23 protein-coding genes and 1 tRNA gene are annotated in these 22,250 nt (G+C 47.5%); 11 read left to right on the forward strand and 13 right to left on the reverse strand.

The window, feature by feature from the left end:
• Positions 1 to 36: 36 nt before the first annotated feature.
• Both ACYVEA_RS04770 and ACYVEA_RS04775 read left to right on the forward strand, forming a co-directional pair.
• Positions 37 to 780, forward strand: coding sequence for a shikimate dehydrogenase family protein (locus tag ACYVEA_RS04770; protein WP_461112190.1), 744 nt, complete (start codon positions 37 to 39; stop codon positions 778 to 780).
• 39 nt (positions 781 to 819) lie between these two features.
• A complete protein-coding gene (locus ACYVEA_RS04775; protein ID WP_461112191.1) occupies positions 820 to 1,104 on the forward strand; it encodes a putative quinol monooxygenase in 285 nt (94 codons plus the stop codon).
• Positions 1,105 to 1,148: 44 nt separating this feature from the next.
• On the opposite strand, the gene ACYVEA_RS04780 is transcribed toward ACYVEA_RS04775, so the two are convergent.
• The 5 genes from ACYVEA_RS04780 to ACYVEA_RS04800 all read right to left on the reverse strand — a co-directional run bounded on the left by ACYVEA_RS04780 (position 1,149) and on the right by ACYVEA_RS04800 (position 5,501).
• Entirely contained in the window at positions 1,149 to 1,922 is a 774-nt protein-coding gene (locus tag ACYVEA_RS04780) for a glycoside hydrolase family 25 protein (protein ID WP_461112192.1), read from the reverse strand.
• 111 nt (positions 1,923 to 2,033) lie between these two features.
• Positions 2,034 to 2,279 carry a hypothetical protein gene (locus ACYVEA_RS04785; RefSeq protein WP_461112193.1) on the reverse strand — a complete coding sequence of 82 codons (246 nt, stop codon included), beginning with the start codon at positions 2,277 to 2,279 and terminating at the stop codon, positions 2,034 to 2,036.
• A gap of 130 nt (positions 2,280 to 2,409) precedes the next feature.
• A complete protein-coding gene (locus ACYVEA_RS04790; RefSeq protein WP_461112194.1) occupies positions 2,410 to 3,045 on the reverse strand; it encodes a peroxiredoxin in 636 nt (211 codons plus the stop codon).
• Positions 3,046 to 3,262: 217 nt separating this feature from the next.
• Complete coding sequence (locus ACYVEA_RS04795) at positions 3,263 to 3,919, reverse strand: response regulator transcription factor (RefSeq protein WP_461112951.1); 657 nt, start codon at positions 3,917 to 3,919, stop codon at positions 3,263 to 3,265.
• A 4-nt stretch (positions 3,920 to 3,923) separates the two neighbouring features.
• Positions 3,924 to 5,501, reverse strand: coding sequence for a sensor histidine kinase (locus tag ACYVEA_RS04800; protein WP_461112195.1), 1,578 nt, complete (start codon positions 5,499 to 5,501; stop codon positions 3,924 to 3,926).
• A gap of 89 nt (positions 5,502 to 5,590) precedes the next feature.
• Here ACYVEA_RS04800 and ACYVEA_RS04805 point away from each other — a divergent pair, with 89 nt between their 5' ends.
• The gene (locus ACYVEA_RS04805; RefSeq protein ID WP_461112196.1) at positions 5,591 to 6,088 is read left to right on the forward strand and encodes a DUF3299 domain-containing protein; all 498 of its coding nucleotides are present in this window, start codon (positions 5,591 to 5,593) and stop codon (positions 6,086 to 6,088) included.
• A gap of 181 nt (positions 6,089 to 6,269) precedes the next feature.
• Here the strand turns inward: ACYVEA_RS04805 and ACYVEA_RS04810 are convergent.
• Positions 6,270 to 6,343, reverse strand: a tRNA-Ala gene (locus ACYVEA_RS04810).
• Between the two features lie 168 nt (positions 6,344 to 6,511).
• Here ACYVEA_RS04810 and ACYVEA_RS04815 point away from each other — a divergent pair.
• The gene (locus ACYVEA_RS04815) at positions 6,512 to 6,766 is read left to right on the forward strand and encodes a GIY-YIG nuclease family protein (RefSeq protein ID WP_461112197.1); all 255 of its coding nucleotides are present in this window, start codon (positions 6,512 to 6,514) and stop codon (positions 6,764 to 6,766) included.
• 183 nt (positions 6,767 to 6,949) lie between these two features.
• Here ACYVEA_RS04815 and ACYVEA_RS04820 read toward each other — a convergent pair whose 3' ends face one another.
• The 3 genes from ACYVEA_RS04820 to ACYVEA_RS04830 all read right to left on the reverse strand — a co-directional run bounded on the left by ACYVEA_RS04820 (position 6,950) and on the right by ACYVEA_RS04830 (position 10,081).
• Positions 6,950 to 7,567 (reverse strand): C40 family peptidase, encoded by a 618-nt coding sequence (locus tag ACYVEA_RS04820; RefSeq protein ID WP_461112198.1) that lies wholly within the window; start codon positions 7,565 to 7,567, stop codon positions 6,950 to 6,952.
• Positions 7,568 to 7,638: 71 nt separating this feature from the next.
• Positions 7,639 to 9,780 (reverse strand): Tex family protein, encoded by a 2,142-nt coding sequence (locus tag ACYVEA_RS04825; protein ID WP_461112199.1) that lies wholly within the window; start codon positions 9,778 to 9,780, stop codon positions 7,639 to 7,641.
• A gap of 109 nt (positions 9,781 to 9,889) precedes the next feature.
• Entirely contained in the window at positions 9,890 to 10,081 is a 192-nt protein-coding gene (locus ACYVEA_RS04830; protein ID WP_018620078.1) for a cold-shock protein, read from the reverse strand.
• Between the two features lie 381 nt (positions 10,082 to 10,462).
• Here ACYVEA_RS04830 and ACYVEA_RS04835 point away from each other — a divergent pair, with 381 nt between their 5' ends.
• Positions 10,463 to 11,254, forward strand: coding sequence for a M23 family metallopeptidase (locus tag ACYVEA_RS04835; protein ID WP_461112952.1), 792 nt, complete (start codon positions 10,463 to 10,465; stop codon positions 11,252 to 11,254).
• An 84-nt stretch (positions 11,255 to 11,338) separates the two neighbouring features.
• Here the strand turns inward: ACYVEA_RS04835 and ACYVEA_RS04840 are convergent, their stop codons facing one another.
• From ACYVEA_RS04840 to ACYVEA_RS04850, 3 genes are all read right to left on the reverse strand, one after another.
• Positions 11,339 to 11,548: a hypothetical protein gene (locus ACYVEA_RS04840; RefSeq protein WP_093828453.1), complete on the reverse strand. Its 210-nt coding sequence runs from the start codon at positions 11,546 to 11,548 to the stop codon at positions 11,339 to 11,341.
• A gap of 53 nt (positions 11,549 to 11,601) precedes the next feature.
• Positions 11,602 to 13,092, reverse strand: coding sequence for a CCA tRNA nucleotidyltransferase (locus ACYVEA_RS04845; protein ID WP_461112200.1), 1,491 nt, complete (start codon positions 13,090 to 13,092; stop codon positions 11,602 to 11,604).
• Positions 13,093 to 13,166: 74 nt separating this feature from the next.
• Positions 13,167 to 13,754 carry a hypothetical protein gene (locus ACYVEA_RS04850; protein WP_461112201.1) on the reverse strand — a complete coding sequence of 196 codons (588 nt, stop codon included), beginning with the start codon at positions 13,752 to 13,754 and terminating at the stop codon, positions 13,167 to 13,169.
• A 147-nt stretch (positions 13,755 to 13,901) separates the two neighbouring features.
• Here ACYVEA_RS04850 and ACYVEA_RS04855 point away from each other — a divergent pair, with 147 nt between their 5' ends.
• Entirely contained in the window at positions 13,902 to 15,023 is a 1,122-nt protein-coding gene (locus ACYVEA_RS04855; RefSeq protein WP_461112202.1) for an AI-2E family transporter, read from the forward strand.
• A 96-nt stretch (positions 15,024 to 15,119) separates the two neighbouring features.
• Positions 15,120 to 15,839 carry a bacillithiol biosynthesis deacetylase BshB1 gene (gene bshB1, locus ACYVEA_RS04860; RefSeq protein WP_461112203.1) on the forward strand — a complete coding sequence of 240 codons (720 nt, stop codon included), beginning with the start codon at positions 15,120 to 15,122 and terminating at the stop codon, positions 15,837 to 15,839.
• A 29-nt stretch (positions 15,840 to 15,868) separates the two neighbouring features.
• Here the strand turns inward: bshB1 and ACYVEA_RS04865 are convergent, their stop codons facing one another.
• Entirely contained in the window at positions 15,869 to 18,976 is a 3,108-nt protein-coding gene (locus tag ACYVEA_RS04865) for a ligand-binding sensor domain-containing protein (protein ID WP_461112204.1), read from the reverse strand.
• 465 nt (positions 18,977 to 19,441) lie between these two features.
• On the opposite strand from ACYVEA_RS04865, the gene ACYVEA_RS04870 reads away from it, so the two are divergent.
• The 4 genes from ACYVEA_RS04870 to ACYVEA_RS04885 all read left to right on the forward strand — a co-directional run bounded on the left by ACYVEA_RS04870 (position 19,442) and on the right by ACYVEA_RS04885 (position 22,248).
• On the forward strand, positions 19,442 to 20,155 hold the full coding sequence (locus ACYVEA_RS04870) for a sensor histidine kinase (protein ID WP_461112206.1): 714 nt from the start codon (positions 19,442 to 19,444) through the stop codon (positions 20,153 to 20,155).
• Positions 20,155 to 20,895, forward strand: a complete 741-nt coding sequence (locus ACYVEA_RS04875; RefSeq protein ID WP_461112207.1) for a LytR/AlgR family response regulator transcription factor — start codon at positions 20,155 to 20,157, stop codon at positions 20,893 to 20,895. The genes ACYVEA_RS04870 and ACYVEA_RS04875 overlap by 1 nt, the downstream gene beginning before the upstream one ends.
• 147 nt (positions 20,896 to 21,042) lie before the next feature.
• Positions 21,043 to 21,462, forward strand: a complete 420-nt coding sequence (locus tag ACYVEA_RS04880) for a hypothetical protein (protein ID WP_461112208.1) — start codon at positions 21,043 to 21,045, stop codon at positions 21,460 to 21,462.
• Positions 21,463 to 21,495: 33 nt separating this feature from the next.
• Positions 21,496 to 22,248: a hypothetical protein gene (locus ACYVEA_RS04885; RefSeq protein WP_461112209.1), complete on the forward strand. Its 753-nt coding sequence runs from the start codon at positions 21,496 to 21,498 to the stop codon at positions 22,246 to 22,248.
• Positions 22,249 to 22,250: the final 2 nt, after the last annotated feature.

A 22,250-nucleotide genomic window follows, 5' to 3' on the forward strand; every position in this document is an offset into this window, starting at 1 on the left:
AAGCTGTGGCATAGGTATTTTATCCCTTTCCTTCTTATGAAACGTTACGGTCTTATCGGTTTTCCACTTACTCATTCCTTTTCGCAACGGTACTTTACCGAAAAATTTGTTCGCGAAGGCATTAGCGATAGTCGCTACGATCTGTTTGAGTTACCCAGTATTACAGCTTTGTCAGAATTATTGAAATTGCCTGACCTGCGTGGCTTGAACGTCACAATTCCCCACAAGCAAGCCGTTTTACGTTATTTAGATCGACTGGATGCATCGGCCGAAAAAATTGGCGCCGTGAACGTAATCAAATTCGAATCGGATGGTTCGCTAACGGGATATAACTCAGATTACTACGGGTTCCGGCAATCCTTAACTAATTGGTTGAATTTACGTCAACGCGTACCCAACGATATACAGGCATTAGTACTCGGTACTGGCGGTGCGTCAAAGGCCGTTACGGTGGCACTGGCCGATTTAGGCATCACGTATAAACTCGTATCACGAACCAAGACCGACAATACATTAACCTACGATGATCTACCCGCTGTCCTGGGAGATTATCATTTAATTATTAACGGTTCGCCGGTTGGCACATACCCTCGCATCGACGAAGCGCCTGCCCTGCCCTATCACCTGCTTACCAAGCATCATTTGCTCTACGATCTGGTGTACAATCCCACAGAGACAAAGTTTATACAACTCGGCCTCGAACGTGGAGCGTCTACACACAATGGTCTGCGCATGCTGGAACTACAGGCAGAAAAAGCCTGGGAAATATGGCAAGGGTAGACTTTGACCAGCAGCATCTTTTGCCCTAAAAATATATGTATGCCCTTATTAGTTTTTGCTACCATCACGGCCCGTCCCGGTGCCGAAGCTAACCTTAAAACCAGCTTACTTGAACTGGTCGAACAGGTACGCACGGAAGAGGCCTGCCAGCTTTATGAATTGTATCAAAGTGCAGAACATCCTGAGCGTTTTATTATGCACGAACGCTGGGACAACGAAGCTGGGTTGCTGGCACACAGCCAGATGCCTCACATGAAAGCATTTGGTGAACGGGCAATAGATTGGTTAGCGGGGCCAGCTGAATTAACGAAAATAAATCTATAAACAGAACGTAGCATTATCATAAGAACAGGGCTTATCCTCTGGAGTTATAGGCAAATATCGTTCAATCGATTTTCGTCCATCACAAATACGTTGAAATCGACTTGCCCCCGAATTCCCTTTACCCAACCACTTGGGTTATGTTGCCAGAGGTAAAGTTTGTCGGCATTATAGCTGCGAAGATGCTTGGTTGAATAGTCGGCAATCCAGAGTGGGTAGTCGTCCAGATTCCGCTTGATATATCGCTTGTAGAGGTTACCGTTTGTATAAATGATCGGCCGAACCTGGTAGTGTTCCTCAATGGTTTCGAGCCATAAACGGAGTCCGTTAACAATCGTTTCATCAGACTGTCCGTTTGTTACTTCAAAGTCAACTACCGGCGCAAAATCACCCGCGTGGAGATCCACATGCTTAATGAAATTATCAGCTTGCTTAGCAGGGTCTCGGGTAGGGTGATAAAAATGATAGGCTCCCCGTCGCAGGTTAGATTTTTTGGCTTCGCTCCAATTTTTATCAAAATGCTTATCAGCCAACGTAGCGCCCTCAGTAGCTTTGATGAATACAAACTGTAGTCGAACACCATCAGCTTCCATTTGACGGACGCGTGCCCAGTTAATGCGGTCGTTATGGCGCGATACGTCGATTCCATGAATGGTGTAGTGCATAGGCAACTTGATGCCAAACGCCTGCACAAACTGCCAGTTCATGTCGGCTGGACGACGGGAGAGAACGGCCCAAATGCCTGCTAACAAGATCAATAATGCCGCAATCCATAGACCATATCGCCGAAAAATGAGATTGACCAGAACGCGTGTTTTCATGCAGGTGCCTAAATGCCAGCCCGAAATTAAAGGTTTACCTTCGAAAACAACGAACAAAAAAGCCCTTTGCGTTTGCAAGGGGCTTCCAGTAGTTAATTTACTGCATTATACCTAATCGTGACCTTCTAGTTTAACCAGTTTGTTATAAAGGCCGAGTAACAGAAAGGGAGCTGCCCATTGGCCAACAAATAAGCTCCGATCGCGATCACCCTGTGACTGTAGGTATAGTGAAACGGCCATAGAGCCTAATGAAGCCCATAGAAAAATGTCAGAAGGCAGTTTAGCGGTTTGTTCTTCAATAGCCGTAGCGACCGGCCCTTCTTTGTGCTCTGGATTGTCGTTTGTTTGCTTTGCCATAACGCGTCGTTCGTTTATATGATAACGCAACGTTAACGGAGTGATGAATTGTAAAGTTTTAAAATTGTAGGATTACAAAGTAATCGGGTCGCCCTAAAGCAAATTCATAATCCTACAATTTTAAAAAATATTACTTGTTGGGCTGGGGCGTTGTGCGTAGGTAAGGCTTCACAAATGTTACTCCTTTTGGAAATTTAGCTTCCAGTTGATCATTCGATACGGCGGGCGTTACAATAACATCATCGCCCTGTTGCCAATCGGCAGGCGTGGCAACCTGATACTCAGCCGTCAGTTGAAGCGAATCAATGACACGTAGTAACTCGTTGAAATTACGTCCCGTTGAGGCTGGGTACGTCAACGTCAGTTTAATTTTTTTGTCGGGTCCAATCACAAACACCGACCGTACGGTTGCTTTTTCGCTGGCGTTAGGGTGAATCATATCGTAGAGCGTAGCTACTGTCCGGTCAGCATCGGCGATAATTGGGAAGTTAACTTCGCTGCCTGTTACATCCTTGATGTCGGGAGTCCATCGATTGTGCGAGTCCAGATCATCTACTGATACGGCAATGACCTTTACGTTACGTTTGCCAAACTCATCTTTGAGCAAGGCCGTTCTACCTAATTCGGTTGTACAAACGGGTGTAAAGTCGGCAGGATGTGAGAATAGCATTCCCCATGAATTACCTAACCATTCGTGAAAGTGAATGTGGCCCTGGGTGGTGTCGGCCTCAAAATCGGGGGCAATATCTCCTAAGCGAAGTGACATGATTGAAATTGGTTTTATAGTTCATAAAATCTACCTACTAAATATAGTAAGCAAAGAATGGAAAACCGGCAATTAGCCGGTTTATGGAGCAAACCTAAAAAAAAGTTACTGAGTTCGCAATCGTAGCCAGACTTAGCTACCGGCGTTTCTCCTGCTACGTTTATCTGAACCTTCCAGAAATACGTAGCAGGGCTTATGATCAAAAATGCTTTCGTTTTTAAATCAATTTATCCTCAACCGCCATTCTGACCAGCTCAGCAGCATTACGTACCTGTAGTCGGCGCATCATGTTAGCCCGGTGGTTATCAACCGTCCGGACACTAAGCTGTAGCTTTTCGGCGATCTCCCGGCTGCTCATCCCATCGACCAGGAATTGTAGTATTTCCTTCTCCTTATTTGATAATTTGGATTGACGTTCGGTACGACCATGACGGCTGCCTTTTTTTAATTGCTGCATGTAGCCACTCAAAATGATCGAAGCCACTGGCGAACTGTAATACTTCTCCCCTGAAGCAATCGTGCGAATCGCTTTAATCATTTCATCTGACGACGAATCCTTAAGAATATAGCCATAAGCACCAGCCTCAACCGACTTCAGGATATAATCTTCATTATTATGCATCGATAGCATGAGTACGCGCACATTTTTATACAGGCGGGTTACAATCTGCGTCGTCTGGATGCCCGACATACCGGGCAGCGAAATATCCATCAGGATAAGATCGGGCAACGTACTTACATCGGACTGATGTGCTTTTAGTTTATCGAGAGCCTCTTCGCCATCATTGGCTTCGTCAATAATTTCTAAGCCATCAGCCTGTTCCAGCAAGAGTCGAATACCGTCACGAACGATCGAGTGATCATCCACCAGCATTAATTTAGTAGGAGTCATGGTAAGCAAAATGCGTTTGATAGGGTATACTGACGTGTAATTTCGTTCCTTTCCCCAGTGTAGAATAAATTTTAAATTTCCCGTTGAGCAGCTTAGTACGTTCCTGAATATTATGTAACCCCTGCGAAGGTGGACGTAGTTTCAAGGGTTCGGTGATATCGCTGTTGCTCTCCAGCTTTGATTTCATTAAAGCGTTAGCCTGTTTTTTTCGTGGCACTTCAAATCCCTGGCCGTCATCACTTACGACAAGTTGTAATGTATTTGCACGTCCTTTCAACTCTATATGAATATGCGATGGGTTGGCGTGCCTGACGGCATTACTGACAGCTTCCTGAGTGACCCGGTATAACATAATTTCGACATCTTTGTCTAAGCGGGGCATGTCGGCTGTAAGGTTTGTTTTAAATGTAACATCCACCGTTTCACTTCGGTCATTTTCGGCTAGCATTTTAATGGCAGGGATTACACCAAAATCACTCAAAACACTGGGCATCAAATCGTTAGAAATTGACCGAGTTTCCTGAATTGTTTGGGTTACTAAACTTTTTAATGTCTTCAGGTTTTTGGAATAGGCCGGAGTACCATTCTGTTCGGGTATGGCTGCTCGAGCTAACCCCGCTTCAAGGCCCTCTATCTGCAATTTAATGGCCGTAAGCATTTGACCCAGCCCATCGTGTAACTCGCGGGATAACCGTTTACGTTCTTCTTCCTGCCCGGCAATCAGATAGGACGTTCGCAGTTTCTGGTCGTCGAGTTTTTGTTCGTACTGAAGTTTGGTTGCTTCAAACAGTTTCTGACGGGTTTCCTTAAGAGACCGGTTGACGCTCAGGAGTTTCTTATTCACGGCTGCCGTCTGGCTCTCAGCCTCAACCAGTTGTGCAAACGTTTGCTTAAGTCTTCGGGCCGCCGGGCGAAAAATCAGCAACCCAAAACTCGCCAGTACCACGACAATGAATATGTATAAATAAAGTTCTATTGATTGTAGGATAATGAGCTTAGCTCTTAACTCGCTGTTATATTGCCGAACGATTCCATCCATTTTTTCTAAAAATGGTTTTTCGTTAGCCAGAATGAGTTTGAAGGCAAACTGAACGTCAGGTTGTCGAACCTCTTCAAAACGTTGCAGTTGCATAAGCCGATGAGCTCCTTTTTGAAAGGCTTCAAACTCAGGACGAATGCCTTCGTATAATCGCTGAATCGTATCGGAGTTTGTAATAACGACTCTAACATCATCGGCACGTCCTTTGCGAACCTGCATATGGTAACTCTCGAAAACAGGAAACACCTGCCGCAAAGCGTCTACATTCTCCTTAAAATGATCCTGTTCGTCGATATCGACTACCTGTAGCGCCTGCTTCACAATTTGCTGACTTTGGTGGCGCTGCAAAGCCGAATACCGGATTACCCAGAACTCATCCTGAACAGTTCGAAGCCACCACTGCGTCAAAATCTGCCCCACCGTAAGCAAAATAGCCAGGATAATGAGCAAAGTCATGTACAATCGGGTGAACCGAACGGGAATTACCGAGCCGTCTTTTGCGTTATCGTTTAGTGAGTCGGGCACAAGTAGCGTGGTCGAAACAAAATGAGTTAGTAAAAGTAATCTTTTTTGTAATTTTACCTTCATTTTCTATCGTATAAGTCGCCAACGCCATGATTCGATTATTGATTGCCTTGTTACTCGTAGCGTCCATAACTACTGCTTTTCGCCCAGCGCTACCACCTGCAAATCGGGTTAATTCAACCACATCGACTTCGGTAGCCGCCGAACCGGTAAAACTGTCGTGGGAAGTTCTGCGCGACGTTACATTCAAGAAAAAATGGTATGCCGAAGAATCGGTCTATATGCTTTATCCAACCTTCGGGCAGGGCATCCAGAAATTGAACGGTAAAACAGTTGAACTGACAGGCTACGTACTGCCGGTTGACCTTGAATCAAATATTTACGTACTGTCGGCTTTCCCATATAGTGCCTGTTTCTTTTGCGGAGGTGCTGGACCGGAATCCGTAGTATCGCTGAAATTCAAGAAAACTGATAAGAAATTCAAAACCGATGAACGCCGGACGTTTCATGGCACATTGAAATTGAATGCCGATAATATTTACGAACTTAATTACATTTTGGCCGATGCTGAAATGATCGATAAATAAAGAGGTTTCCTCACGGAGGAAATCTAAATTTTCAAAAAGCCGTACTCCATATTGGAGACGGCTTTTTGAAAATTTAGACAAAATAGTTTGTCAGCGTACGATTATAGTTGCTGGTAAAACTCTGGTACATAGTTACAAAACAAAAAAACCACTCGGAATGAGTGGTTTTTTTGTTAGTCAGTGGAGAATATCGGAGTCGAACCGATGACCTCTTCCATGCCATGGAAGCGCTCTAGCCAGCTGAGCTAATCCCCCATCAAATCGCTGCTATGCGTTTTGTGGGTGCAAAGATGAGCAAAAAATCAAATTGACCCAAATCAGAACCCGTTTTTTTTAACTGCCCATATGAACTTACTCACTTACTCATCCAAAGTTTGTTTTGTGTAATCAAATGCGTAGTTTTGGTAATAGTCCCGACACCTTATGCATACCGTTTATATTATCTACAGCCCATCGACCGATAAGTACTTTATCGGTCAGAGCAAAGATCTGAAAATCACGCTGTGGCAGCATAACGCGAAAACGAATCCAGCTACGGCTGATGGTAAACCTTGGGAAGTAAAATTCACCCAGCCGTTTGCAACCCGCAACGAAGCGCTAAGCCTGGAAATGAAATTGAAGAAAAAAGACCGTGCTTACTGGGAAGAACTCATCAGCAGCGCCCAGCCCGTCGTTTAATAGATAGTTAAACAGATGCTCTTTCTGAAGCCGTGTTAAGACTTCAGTAAACTGACTAGCGCTACTGTTTTACAACGAAAAACCGCTTTCAAAGCGGTTTTTCGTTTATCACCCCAACTTAGAAAAGATTTTAAAGCATCCTAGTAAAGAAGACTCCTCCTACGTTGGGATGACAAACAAAAACTAAAAGGGACGTAGTGCTTTCACAAACCGACCTTTAAAATAGTCGGCATAGAGGTTATCTTCCCGCACCCCCCGTGAGGACGACGCATGAATGAAACGGATATTTTGCACTCCATTCACTTCCGTCACAATGCCGGTATGCGATACATAACCCGCCTGGCCCTTGTCGGGAACGAAGAAAATTAAATCGCCGGGCAGAATTTCTGCCACTTCTACTTCACGGCCTACTTCTGATTGCTGCCACGAAATCCGGGGCATTTTTAGCCCTACAGTATTAAAAACGGCGTATACCAAACCTGAGCAATCAATTCCGTCCGATGTATTACCTCCCGAACGATAAGGCGTACCGGTATACGTGCGGGCGATTTTTACAACTTCGGGAACGTAGCGATTTTCGTAGGTTCGGGTATCGACGACTTTTCCTGTTGGTTTGGCCGGAACTGCCGGGGCTCTGCCATTGGGTGTTCGGCGGGCAACGGGTCGGGCGGGGGCTGCCGAAGGACGGCGACTGACGGATGGGCCAGAAGAACGTAGTACGTTACAAGCCGTTACTAATGAAAGCAGAAGGGTGCTTAGCAGAACGGGGCGAGTAATTGCCCAGAGCCAGCGATGTTGCATAGAAATTGAATTAGCGTACTACGTATAGATAGGACTCTAGAAATATCAGGATCGCATGTACATGCAACCTATCAAATTTTCATTGATAACGCAATTCGTTTCCGAACCTTGTCCACTTCCATCACCTTAACTTTTATTTTCTGGTACACTTTCACCACCGTTTTGGGATCAGAAACGTAGTGATTGGCCATCTGCGACACATGAACCAGCCCGTCCTGCTTTACACCAATGTCCACAAACGCCCCAAAAGCCGTGATGTTGGTCACGACTCCCGGCAGTATCATACCTTCGTGCAAGTCGTCTACCGAGCGCACACGGGCGTCGTATTCGAACACCGAAAGTTGTTCACGGGGATCGCGGCCAGGCTTGGCAAGTTCGGCCAGTATATCGCGCAGTGTTGGTAACCCAACTGCATTCGTTACATAACGCTCGGGCTGGATTTGCTGACGTAACTCAGGATGACGGACAAGATCCGTGACGGTACTCTTTACGTCAGTCGCCATCCGTTCGACAAGGGCGTAGCGTTCGGGGTGAACTGCGCTGTTATCCAACGGATTTTTAGCCCCTTCGATACGTAAGAAGCCAGCACATTGTTCAAACGCTTTTGGGCCGAGCCGAGGTACTTTTTTCAGTTGTTCGCGCGAGGTAAAAGCGCCGTTCTCTGCCCGATAGGCGACAATATTTCCCGCCAGTTGCGGCCCTAGCCCCGATACGTAGCGCAGCAAATAGGCACTGGCCGTATTGAGCGATACACCCACTTGGTTAACACAGCTTTCGACAACGGTATCCAGGCTGGTCTTCAAATCAGTCTGGTCAACATCGTGCTGATACTGGCCCACACCAATTGACTTCGGATCAATCTTTACTAATTCGGCAAGCGGGTCCATCAGTCGGCGGCCAATGCTCACAGCGCCCCGTACCGTCACATCGTGATCAGGAAATTCGTCACGCGCTACTTCGGAGGCCGAATAGATCGAAGCGCCCTGCTCACTGACCATAAAAATGGGTTTGTTTAATTGCAGACTTTGTACAAACTCCTCGGTTTCACGCCCGGCCGTACCGTTGCCAATAGCAATGGCGTCAATTTTATACTGACTAACCAGTTTCTCAACCGTCTGTACGGCCTGTTGTCGCTGCGCTTCAGATTGAGCCAGATAGAGAACCGTGTCGGTAAGCAGATTCCCCTGTGCATCCAGGCAAACTGTTTTGCAACCCGTTCGGTAACCGGGGTCAATGGCCAGCACGCGTTGCTGGCCAAGTGGTGGACTTAACAAAAGCTGACGTAAGTTGTCGGCAAATATTTGAATAGCGTCAAGATCAGCTTTCGCCTTCGAACTGTTGGCAAATTCTGTTTCCAGCGAAGGCTTCAGTAAGCGTTTATAACCATCACGAATCGCCAGCACAAGTTGTTCTTTGCAAGCTGGCGTACCAGATCGTTCAGCGACAAACTGCCGTTCCAGTCGCTCGAGCGCGGCCTCTTCATCGGGGCCAATATTTACGGTCAGAAAGCCTTCGGTTTCGCCCCGACGTAGTGCCAGCAACCGATGAGAGGGTACGCGCCGGAGAGGTTCGGCGAAATCGAAGTAATCTTTAAATTTTACGCCTTCTACTTCTTTCCCTTTTTTGACGACAGAACGTATAATAGCCTCACGTTCGAACAAATTACGAATACGCTGACGGGCATCGGCATCTTCAGTTATACGCTCGGCCAGAATATCACGAGCGCCCTGTAATGCATCCAATACGGTCGGGACGGCATCGGATAGATACCGCTGCGCTATTTGCTCTACATGGACTTCACGCTGGGCAAAAATAATATTGGCAAGCGGTTCCAGCCCACGCTCGATGGCAAGAATAGCGCGGGTTTTTCGTTTTTGTCTGTACGGCAGATACAGGTCTTCCAGGTCGGTAAGCGAATCAGTAGCTTCGAGTTTCCGACGCAGTTCGGGCGTGAGTTTTCCCTGTTCATCAATGGTCTTGATAATAGCCTCCCGACGTTTATCAAGCTCCTGTAGTTTCAGATACGTGTCTTTGATCTGCCCGATCTGTACTTCGTCGAGCGGCCCACGATCAGCCGATGCGGTGGCTTCTTTACGGTAGCGGGCAATGAACGGAACAGTGGCTCCGCCATTAAGTAATTCGATGGTTGCCGCAACCGATTTAGCTGATAAGCCAAGCCGGGCAGCAACGCGTTGTTCAAATGATTGGGTCATGCAACTGAATGGACAATTGGACCGCAAAAATGGCCCTATGAACCGACAGAGCAAAAAAAAACATGCCATCTGGCATGTTTTTTACAACGGATGTCTTTATATCTTACAATTAAGCTATTTCGACGTTCACGGCATTTAAGCCTTTCTTACCGCGTTCGACATTGAACTTCACTTTGTCGTTTTCACGGATTTGGTCGATGAGACCTGAAGCGTGTACAAAAATGTCTTCACCACCTTCATCGGGTTTAATAAAACCAAACCCTTTGGTTTCATTAAAAAATTTTACAGTTCCTGTTTGCATTGCTTGTTTTAAATTTAAGCGAAGGACGGCACAATAATTTTTATTTCCAAATGTATTTCTAAAATTTTCGTTAGAAACTATATTTTTCTTTGCAGCGGGTCAAAAGTTAACAAAAAAGTGCTTCTGGGCACTGTAATTCAGCATACTAGCCTATCGAATTGGGTTCTTTTTAGCCTTATTTATCGACCAGGCACGCATTCAATTAACGATTTATCATACGAAAACCCAGCTACTGACCATCTATTCAACGTACTGACGAGTCGATAAACGCTGTCGAACTAACCTGTCCGTTCGTCAATTCATGCATCCATCCCGCTACTTTGCGTATTTTTGGCCACTTAACTGAAGAGACTACTAGTGAAGATTGATGTAACTTCGTTCATGCGTATAGCCGGTGTTTGGGGGGCTTTGTTGGTGGGTGGACTAAATGTGGCATCGTCGCAGGTGCTTATCAACAATACCGACGAGCCGACTTTATATACCTATTGCCAGCAATTTCAAACCCTGTATACGCAGATTCGGGTGGAGAGCGTAACCCCCGATTCGGCCCGAATGCAGTTCAGCCGAATCATGCTTAGTTTGAAGGAACGGTTTCGAAGCGAAGAGAATTACCAGCAGGATTCACTCAAACGGGATAGTTTAATTCAAACGGGTTCGTATTTCTGTTTTCCACTACGTGGCTATCCGACCAGCGCCATCGGTGGCACCCACGGTGAAGGTTATCGGGGCAATGGTTTCGATCTTTTTGATTATAATGTGCGGGGCAGCCACCCAGCTCAGGATATTTTTATCACCGACCGTAATCAGGATAATCTGGACGATCGAACAGGCCAACCCGCCGACGTACTCGCTATGAGCAGCGGCCTGGTACTAGCTATCGAAACCGCCTGGAAACCAGGCTCTGAATATCGGGGAGGTAATTGGATCTGGGTATACGACCCTGTACTCAATGGCCTATTCTACTATGCGCACAATAGCCAGGTCGAGGTGTCGCCGGGCCAGTGGGTCCAGGCCGGACAAAAAATTTCCGAAATGGGGCGAACCGGCTTCAATGCCTATAAGGCCCGTTCGCCCACACACTTGCACTTGATGTATCTGCAAATCCAACCGAACGGCTTACCCCTGCCTGTCAATACTTACGCCTGGTTACTAAAAGCCAAGCCGGTGAATTGATGTATGATGTATAATGTATGATATAGGACGTATTTGTTTCTTAATTGACATCATACATCCCATATAATATACCATCTATCTTTCCTACGATTCGCGCACGAGATTAACGCCTGTGATGAGAAAAATCATGCCTACTATGAACGGTGCGGCTGATTCGCCTTTTGATACGTGAAGGCCTAACACGGGCTTCCCTTCTGATAGAAACGCCACGAGCGCAAACAGAACGACGACCACACCCAGAATGGTGAGTGATGCGCCAAAAAAGCGCCGAAAATTGGTATTGTTATTTTCCATAAGATACTTGGTGAAGAGTGATGAGTGATGCCAGCTAACTTATTCTTCATTCATCACTCTACATTCTTCACTATTTTAGGTGTTAATCCGCGTTTGCGGCCTTCCTCTATTAAAAATGGATAAGCGTCATCAAGTGAGTTAGGAACCAGCCCATCCAGAATAGCTTCGCGCATGACCGTTTTTAACTCACCCACTTCCCTCGAAGGCGGCAAGCCAAAGGTTTCCATAATTAACTCACCCGTGATAACTGGCTGGAAACTACGTAGTTTATCACGCTCTTCCAGGTCGTGCAATTTACGTTCTACTTTATCGAAGTTACGCAGGTGTTTTTGTACTTTCTCGTAATTTTTGGAGGTAATATCGGCTCGGCAAAGTGCCATAAGTCCCTCTAAATCATCGCCCGCATCAAACAGCAGTCGGCGTAGCGCCGAGTCGGTGATTTGTTCTTTGGTGAGCGCAATCGGTCGCAGATGGAGACGCACGAGCTTTTGCACGAAGCGCATATGCTCATTAAGCGGCAATTTCATGGTTCTAAAAATTCCCGGCACCCAGCGTGCGCCTAAGTCTTCGTGACCATGAAAACTCCACCCAACTTTCTGATCGAACCGTTTGGTAGCCGGTTTCGCAATATCGTGTAGTAGTGCTGACCAACGCAGCCAGAGTTCATTTTCTGCATCGGTACCATCTTTCCGGACCCGGTTAGCAATATTGTCAAGGACTTGCAGCGTATGGTAAAAATTGTCCTTATGCCCTTTACCCTCAATCGTTTCAACGCCCTTCAGCGCAATCAGTTCCGGGAAAATACGCTCCAGTAAACCAGCATGATAAAGCAATTTGAAGCCATAGGAGGGCGTGGGCGACAGGATAATTTTGTTCAACTCATCGGTCACGCGCTCCCGAGAGACAATAGTGATACGTTCGTTCATGCGAACGATAGCGTCGAACGTATCGGGCTCGATGTCGAAACCAAGTTGCGACGCAAACCGAATGGCCCGCATCATACGTAGCGGATCATCGGAGAACGTAATATCGGGATCGAGCGGTGTACGGATAAGCTTGCGCTTGATGTCTTTCAGTCCGTCAAATGGGTCAATTAGCTCACCATAAGGCGCATCACCACCTTTTCGGTTCAGGCTGATGCCCATCGCATTGATCGTAAAGTCCCGCCGATTCTGATCGTCTTCAAGCGTACCATTTTCAACGATTGGCTTGCGGGACTCAGCCCGGTACGACTCCTTCCGGGCACCCACAAATTCAACTTCCCACGCCTGCTCATTTTGATTCTCAGTCAGTTGGTTAGCCCGCAACATGGCCGTGCCGAAATTCGGAAATACTGATACGTTTGTCTTCAGGACTTTTCCAACGGCTTCGGCCAGGGCAATACCACTGCCAATACACACCACGTCAATATCTTTCGACGGGCGACCCAACACCAAATCACGCACGAATCCACCGATCACATAGGCCCGCAAACCAAGTGCATCAGCCTGGCGGGCAACGGTCTCAAAAATTGGATTCTTATCTAACGTATCGCTGAAATTCATTTCTGCTGGTAGATAATTTCTGGTTTACGGTATTCGGCCGACTGACGCATATACCGTAAACCAGAAACCATCTACTATTTTCTTATAAAACTAACCTCTCCATTGACGCCCAGCCGCATAATGCGTGGTCGCTTAGGCATACCCGGAAGCGTGCCATATTGTAGCGAAACAAGTGCCTCGGCCGGTGGTGGTACTAGTAAGGATTCAAAGGGGATCGTCAATAACCCACGGCCAAAACTACCAATTAGCCGCTGAATCTCAGCGTTCAATGACCGCCGAACAGCTAGTGGCCCAATAGATTGTACGCCATCAGCCGACAGACCTTTCGTATCAGCAGTCGACTGTACCTCTACAACACGCCCGACAAGTGGCGATATATTTTTACCCTGATCATATACGACGATGAGCGGATTTTCGGCAAACTCGACCAGATCATAGGCAACATCAGGCACCTTTGCTACGTACATGCCCAACTGGTCAGTGTTTTGAATAAGCACCGTCGGCTGTAATCCAGCGGGCATAATGGGCAACAACGTCAGCAATTGCCCGACAGCCGTATCATTAACAGGGTCAGCGGCAATAGACCAGCCGATTTCGTCGGCGATGGCGACAAGTTGTCCCTGCCGGAGTTGAAAAGCGATATCGCGAATGCTTGGTGTCATAACGAATGAATCTGCAAAAATACGCCAAGTTTAGCGAAAGACGGTAAAACAGCTTGAAGTTGCGCTGCAGTTAACAAGCTGACGAACAAAATGGAAGGTGGAATGTTGATTATCCGATTGATTCAATTCGGTAACAAACTCAATTCTATGACCACTGAACCTTTACGGCCTCACTACCACCAGTTTTCGCATTCTTTGCTTGCCTTAGCGATCCTGACAGCCGCTATTTACTTGGGGCAGGATATTCTGGTGCCGCTGGCCATGTCGGGGTTGGTTGCCGTTTTATTACGTCCCGTTGAGCAGCGGTTCATTCGGTGGGGCATGCACAAGGTTATTGCCATTAGCCTGGCCCTGTTTCTGGCCATCATTATCGTAGCGGGTTTAGCGGTGCTGCTGTCCATGCAGCTATCTGACTTTGCAGACGATATGCCTAAAATCCGGCAGAACCTGACTGATTTTTTCAGCGACGCCAAACGCTGGGTTCGGCGGGAATATAATGTTAGCTACCGACAGCAGGAAAAATACCTTCAAAAAGCGCAGGCGTCAACGCTCGATAGCTTGCAAAGCCCCGATACGTTAGGCTTCATTACAGGGCCACTCGGCACGTTGACGCTTGTGCCTATCTACGTATTTCTGTTGCTCTACTACCGCACGATGCTACTGCATTTTGTTATTGTACTTTTCTCGGAGAAACATACAGACCGCGTACGCGAAGTGCTGGGTGAAGTTAAGGCGGTTGTCCAGAGTTATATGGTTGGATTGTTAATCGAAACGGCCTGCGTAGCCGCCCTGAATTCGGTTGGCCTGTTAATTTTGAACGTTCAGTATGCCATACTACTGGGCGTAATGGCGGCTATCCTGAACCTGATTCCCTATATCGGAGGTCTGGTTGCTACGTTATTAACGGTGATCATTACGTTCAGCAATCAGCCCGAACCCTCTGTCATTCTGGGCGTTGTTGGTATTTTCTTGCTGGTTCAATTTATCGACAATAATATACTGGTACCTCTTATCGTGGCTTCTAAGGTTCGGGTAAATGCGCTTATATCTATTGTTGGCGTCCTGATCGGCGGGGCATTGGCGGGCGTATCGGGTATGTTCCTATCCATACCGGCGATTGCCATTATGAAAGTAATTTTCGACCGTGTAGACAGTCTTCGACCCTGGGGTGTGTTGCTGGGCGATCAAACACCCGAAGAAGCGGGCAGCAATTTATTCCGGCTTCCCAAACGCCGACGCAAGCCCAAAGAGGAACTGGCAAAAAGTTGACAACACGGAACAAAATGGCGGATTGGTTGATTAATTGGTTGTCTAGTTACAGCAGCTGCTTCGAGCCGACAACCACCAACTTGACAACTACACTACATGACCGTTGATGTACTGGCTATTGCCGCCCATCCCGACGATATTGAAATGACCTGCGCGGGCACGATTCTATCTCTTGTTGCACAAGGAAAAACAGTAGCCGGAGTCGACCTTACCCGTGGCGAACTGGGTACCCGCGGAACGCCTGAAATACGTTTACAGGAATCAATAGAAGGGTCTAAGGCGATGAACCTGGCGGCCCGCGAGAATATGGGTTTCCGCGATGCGTTTTTCAAAAACGACGAAGAACATCAAATGGCACTGATCGCAGTGATACGTCAGTTCCGGCCCGAAATCGTCCTCACAAATGCCGTCGACGATCGTCACCCCGACCACGGCCGCGCGGCCGAACTGGTCACACAAGCCTGCTTTTACGCGGGTCTGCGCCAAATCAAAACGGTTGGTAAAGACGGCCTGCCGCAAGAAGCCCACCGCCCGAAATTTGTGTACTACTTCATTCAGGATCGGTCACTGAAACCCGATTTTGTCGTGGACGTAACACCCTACTGGAATCAGAAACTGGCCGCCATTAAAGCGTATAAAAGTCAGTTTTTCAACCCTGAAAGCGATGAACCCCAAAGCTACATTTCGGGGGAGCCGTTCATGAAGTTTCTGGAATCCCGTACCCGTGAACATGGCCACATGATTGGCGTGGAATTTGGGGAAGGCTTCATCAGCAAACGAATGCTGGGCGTTCAGGATTTATTTGCCTTGGTGTAATGTAGAGTGGACTTTCAGTCCGTACTACATCACTCATCCAGAAAGGGAAGTTCAATAACCACTCGTGTACCGATGGCCTGCTGATTGTTGTCATATTTATCCAGAATTTCTACGCCCGATGACTGGCCGCTCCGTTGCCCGATAAGTTGAAGCCGATCTTCGGTTACGCGCAGACCAACACTTTGGTGCGTCGATGGCTGTTGTTTGAGCGACGCGGCCCGTTGTCGTCCAACGCCATCGTCGTCTATCGTGCATTCCAAATGAGTTGACTTGCGTTCAATACGTATCTGAATGGAGCCCTGACTTTTTTTGTGCGCTATTCCATGAAGAATGGCATTTTCAATATAGGGCTGGATAATCATAGGCGGAATCGACGTTTTTTCCAGCCGCAGTGTTGGGTCGGTCGCTACTGAAAATACAAATTTATTATCAAACCGGAGTTGCTCAAGTTCCAGATAGAGCGTTAGTTGTTCCAGTTCACTGGCTAACGTTACCCACTCCTGCCGCGAATTATCCAGAATCAGCCGCATCAGCCGGGCAAATTTAACGAGGTATTTATCCGCATTATCGCTATCATTCTGAAGGATAAACAAGCGAATGGCGTTCAGCGAGTTATATAAAAAGTGAGGATTCATTTGGGAACGTAACGCTTTCATCTCCGACATCGCAATCCGCTCCCGTAACTCACTTTTTTCGCGTTGTTCATTGGCTAACCGCTTCTCACGCCAGCGCGCAATAACGACCGTTATCGCCATTAAGGCTGACAACGAAAGGAGCCTGAACCACCAGGTTTGCCAGAACGGAGCCAGAATCGTTATTGGTAATCGATAGCCAACCTGATTCCAGACCCCATCGTTGTTCGACGCAATAATCCGTAGTACGTAGTCGCCTGGGGGTACGTTGGTATAGCTGGCAAATGCCCGGTTGCCGTTCTGCGTCCAGCCATCATCGAATCGTTCTAACTGATAAGCATACTGGTTATCTTCGGGATTGTCATAACTCAGCGCGGCCATCTCAAACGTAAACTGGTTCTGCGTGTGCCGGAGTGCCAATTTCGGGAGGGTAGCCGCTGGATTTCGGACTAGCTCCTGCCCATTCACCTTAAACGATGTCATGTAGACAGGAGACACGTAGCGATTCTGCCGAATGTGGTTCGGATGGGTATAAACTAACCCGCGCAGCGCCCCAAAATAGATCCGTCCGGTTGAATCGCGCGCTACCGAAGCCGACTCGAATTCCGATGGCGAGGTACCATCTGTTTCGTCGAAGACCGTAACCTTAAACCGATGCACATCCATACTGGCCAACCCCTGGCTGGTACTTATCCAGAGCGTATCACCCACCGTCGTTATTGCGGCAATATCGTTATGTGGCAAGCCTTGTTGCGTAGTGAAAACACGGAACTTTCCAGTTTTTTGGTCAAGGAGGGCTAGGCCATTGTCGGTACCTACCCACATTCGTCCAAATCGATCTTCCGCAAAGCCGGTAACACCTTCGTCAGGCAGGCTCTTGGGATCATCGGTATGGGTATATTGGGCGAGCAGTTGTAAATCGGGGCTAAATTTGTAGATCGGCCCTAGCCCGCCCACCCACAGGTTCTGGTGACGGTCGAGATACAGCATGTTATAATTTTTACCGGGTAATTTCCGAATACGTTCATCATTAAACTGGTGGGAAAACCGACCCGTTTGAGGATCATAAATCGTCAGTTTTTCGTCGGTACCTATTAATATTTTCCCATCAGGTGATTCAAGAAATTTAAACACCTGCTTGCCAACGATAGCCTTGTCCCAGTTGACGTTACTGGCTGGCTTCGTCGCAGGATTATCCGGCACCAATAAAACCGGCACATGCTCCATTCGGCCCGTTTTCTGATCCATCCAGTTTAATCCGGTTATCGTTCCGACCCAGACCTGATTGCGCTGATCAACCAGCACGGAATACGTATGGTTGTTATCTAAACTATACGGATTTTTCGCATCATGACGGTATTGTTGATACGACTTGGTTTTGGGATTCAGGTGAACCAGACCATCGCGGGTAGCCAGCCACAGGGTATTTATTCTGTCAATCCAAATCGTTCCTACATCGAAGCCCAGAGACGTGACTGGTTTGTAATTTACTTCGTCAAAAATTGAGTGAAATTTGTTCACCATTGGATTAAACCGGCAAACGCCTGCATCGTCCGTTACAACCCAAACGACGCCTGCCCGATCTTCCATCAACGCACTAATCGAGTTGGACACTAGGCTCCGCGGGTTATTTTCGTTGTTTGAGTAGTTTAAATACTGCTGCGAACCGGCGTCGTACCGATAGATACCCCCCCCGTTGACACCCACCCACATGTCGCCCGTACTCGTAAACAAAAAAGACGTAATAGCCTGGTCGAAGCCCAGTTGTACCATGGCCTTAAAGCGGTTTGTTTGTGGATTCAGGCTAACCGATTTTCCGGAATTAGTACCTACCAGAATCTCGCCGGTTTTCGGGTTTCGGGCCAGAGTCGTTACGTAATTATCGGGTAAAGACGTAGCGTCCGACGTAGCATGCTGAAACGAACGGATCTTCTTTGTGGGTATGTCGTAGGCGAATAGGCCACCCTGCGTACCGATCCAAAGCGTTCGACCATCAATTAGTATGTGGCGAATGGAGTTAACCGCCGACATGGAAGCCGTCCCGATCGGCAACAGGAGCCGTGCTGCCTTACCCGTTTTTGGCTCGAAGATGACCACGCCCCCTTTCGTACTGAGCCATAATCGACCGTCAGCACTTTCGATTATCCGGCGGATAAAATTACAGCCCGGCCCTACGCTGGCCAATGAATAGCGCTGAAACGATTGCGTAGCGGGATCAAAGCAATTCAAGCCTTCCTGTGCGCCAACCCAAAGCGTACCGTTGCGGCTGGTGAACACACTACGTATCACTCGATGCGATAACGACCGGGGATTTCCTGACTGTCGGGTAAAATTCAGGCAACGAACGCCGTCGAACCGGGTCAGACCGCTAACGGTAGCAATCCAGATAAATCCGGCGGTGTCCTGCGTAATACCTACGCCAAAGTTGGCAGCCAGCCCCTGCTGTAAGGTCAGGGGCTGAAACGAGAGCGTTGGTGCCTGAGCTCGCCCTTGTGCCCAGGCCAAACTTAATATAAGGACTATTACCTTTTTTTGATACAGCCACCTCGCTATCTCAGACGGAACGTTTACAATACCATCGTTACCCTGACTACATTTCATACTATGTAAACATATCTACCCCTTATCGATTTCAATAGTCGGCGAAGCGAATATAAACGATAGTTAAGCGGAAACGGTAGCATCCGTTTCGATACCCGGTTGTTTATCATCTTTTTCAGGTAATGATAGTGGGGGGTTGGGATTAGCCCTTACAAGGCTAGAAGGTAATCCCGACTTCAAATTAACCTGGTAAACCAGTCAATTCTCAGTGCGTCAACTCGCTACGCCGATATCTCCGGTAGTTATTTACGCAGGCAACCAGTTATAGACTCAAATCCACCCGTTATCCATTCAGGCTATTTTGTCTCGCCGATCATTCGTTCTTTTGCTTATTGATCATCTTAGAAACAGCCAGACCTGTGGCATTGGATGCGACCTGTGAAAATAAAACCGGACTACCAGCAAGCTAAACAGCAGTTGTCGGACAACAACCGACGCGTTGCTGAAGCGAAACTGTTGTCCTTGCGCATGCAGATGAACCCGCATTTTGTGTTCAACAGCCTAAACGCCATTAATAATTTTGTCTTACAGAACGATAGCGAACAGGCTTCCCGATACTTAACCGTATTTGCTACGTTAATGCGGCAAATATTAGCAAATACGCAAACCGATTGGGTTTCCCTGCACGATGAACTAATAGCCTTGCGGAGTTATATTGAACTGGAGCAATTGCGATGCGATGGACATTTTGATGTAGATGTTCAGATAGACGCAGCACTCAATGCCTACACAGTACAAGTGCCACCGTTACTGATTCAGCCCTACGTGGAAAATGCCATTCGGCGGGGTCTGCTACCGCAATTGAACGGGCAGCCGCAGCTGAAAATCAATTGCAAACGTACTGGAGATCAGTTATGTATATCCATTTCCGATAATGGTATCGGACGGGCAGCCGCAGCCAGTATGCATGCCAGAAGCATGACTGAAAACCAGCTCCAGGGCAGTCGGGTAGCCGAAGAACGAATAGCCTTAGTGAACGATATTTATGGCGTTGATGCGCACATTGAAAGCCTCGATTTAGTTACGACTGACGGCCAGCCAGTTGGTACCTGCATCACCTTCACTCAGAACCTAAAACTATAATGACTGCTCTATTTGTTGACGACGAAAAACATTGCCGCGACGTATTAAGCCTGCTACTAAAACGGTATTGTCCCAACGTAACCATAGTAGCGCAATGTGCCAGTGGGCAGGAAGGGCACACCGCCATTGACAGCCTGCGGCCAGATCTGGTTTTTCTGGACATTGAAATGCCTGGAATGAGCGGTTTCGAAATGCTTGAAGCCTGTCGGTACAATGGTTTCCGTGTGGTTTTCACAACGGCCTTTAACGAGTATGCTATTAAAGCCATTCGGCATAATGCACTGGATTACATCCTGAAACCTATTGATAAAGATGAACTGATACGTGCCGTTACCAAAGCTGAACAGGCACTGGCCAGTCATGCCCCTTCTCAAATCGACCAGTTTTTAGGGTATCTGCAAAGCCAGCGGGCTGGCGACCGTATCGCGTTGCCAACGATGGAAGGGCTGCAAATCATTCATAGTGCGGAGATCTATTACTGCGAGTCGGATGGCGGCTACACTCGATTTGCACTACGTAACGGTCAGATCATTCTGATCTCCAAGACCTTGAAAGAAGTAGAAGAAGTGCTGGAAAGCAAGGGGTTTTGCCGGGTGCATCACAGCTACCTGATTAACCTGCGCTACGTGCAGCGCTACATTCGGGGCGATGGTGGCGAAGTCGTTATGGAAAACAACAAGGCGCTGCCCGTGTCGCGCAACAAAAAGCAGGAGTTTCTGAGCCTACTAGAAAAAATATGATAACTCGTTTACATGTAGCTCCTTATGCTGCCGTCCGGCCCTGTGCTTACTCGCCATTGTTTATTCCTGTTGGCACTAACTCTACTAACGCGCTGCGGAACCTCTGACGTGTCGATCGGACATTGACTGACCCCGGCGCAGCTTCAGGTGCACGTAGTTGTTCATCAGCGCGTGTTCGAGGCTTTTACGAATCTTAAACTCATTGTCCATACCCTCCTCTGGTGTTCGCCCATGAAAATTATCACAACCTTAAACTGGATTATCATTAGCCTATACGGACTTTCGCTCCTATACCTCTTAGCTACTACCAACAACCCGAATAACGATGCGGCAGGACGCGGCATGATCAGTGGCTTTATTATACTCCTGTTGATTTTCGGCGCTATTCTCATTGGCCTAAACCTCTACAATTCGCAGACTACCAGAATCATAGCCCTGGTTATTGGCGGATCGCCCGTTGTGTTCATGGCCATCTTTCTTATCAGCGAATACAGAGGATCATTTCAAGCCGATAAAGGGGCTATTGTCGATACAGAGCAATCAGCTATACAAAAGCCAAATCCATAACAAGTTGTATCAACGTAGTAACCTTCCTCGTCAATGACAAAAGCCCAATTAATCACCGAAGACAATAGCATGGAACGCTTCTTGACCGTACTCGTGGCTAGTCTGTGCATGTCACCACTAGGCTTCATGTTGGGAGCCTACGTCGTCGACTGGATGACAAAAGACGCTGGTGGCGGCTCTGATGATCAGATGGCTTATGGATATTTTATGATTCTGGCGGGACTGGCCCTGGGAGCCATTAGTTTCTTCATCGTCTGGTATCTTGCTCAGCGTTTTCTGGTACCGGCCTATCTGAACTATCTCCAGATTGCCGACGGAATTGCCCTGGCGGGCTGGCTAACGATTTGGCTTATAACTTCCGAGCAGCAACCCCAACGATTACTGTTTGATGGCCGTTGGGCAGCACTGGAAGTCGAAGTACGGACAGAGAAGTCATTGTTGGCTAACGATTTGATCAGTTCAGCCATTTCCATGGATTACATCGGCGGTGCAAACAGCGGTAACTTCCCTAAACCGGAGGCTATTCGGGAAGAAGGCAAGTTCATAATTCTGCCCTGGGCAACGGCTCCCATGTACGTTGACAAATGGCAGGTACGGGTGTTTTTATATAATAAGCCGATGTTGTTTACGCTGAATTTACCCCGGAATCCAACTCAATCCAGTGGTTGGTCGGGTTGGGTGGCTCCCACTCAATATCAAGAGAACGTCATCCCTTCCGATGTTCAGCAGAAGCTCTCGCTACGTTACCGGCTTCGGCTTGTTCCCAACAACGAGGATTACCATTAAGT

Source organism: Spirosoma jeollabukense, assembly GCF_054777855.1.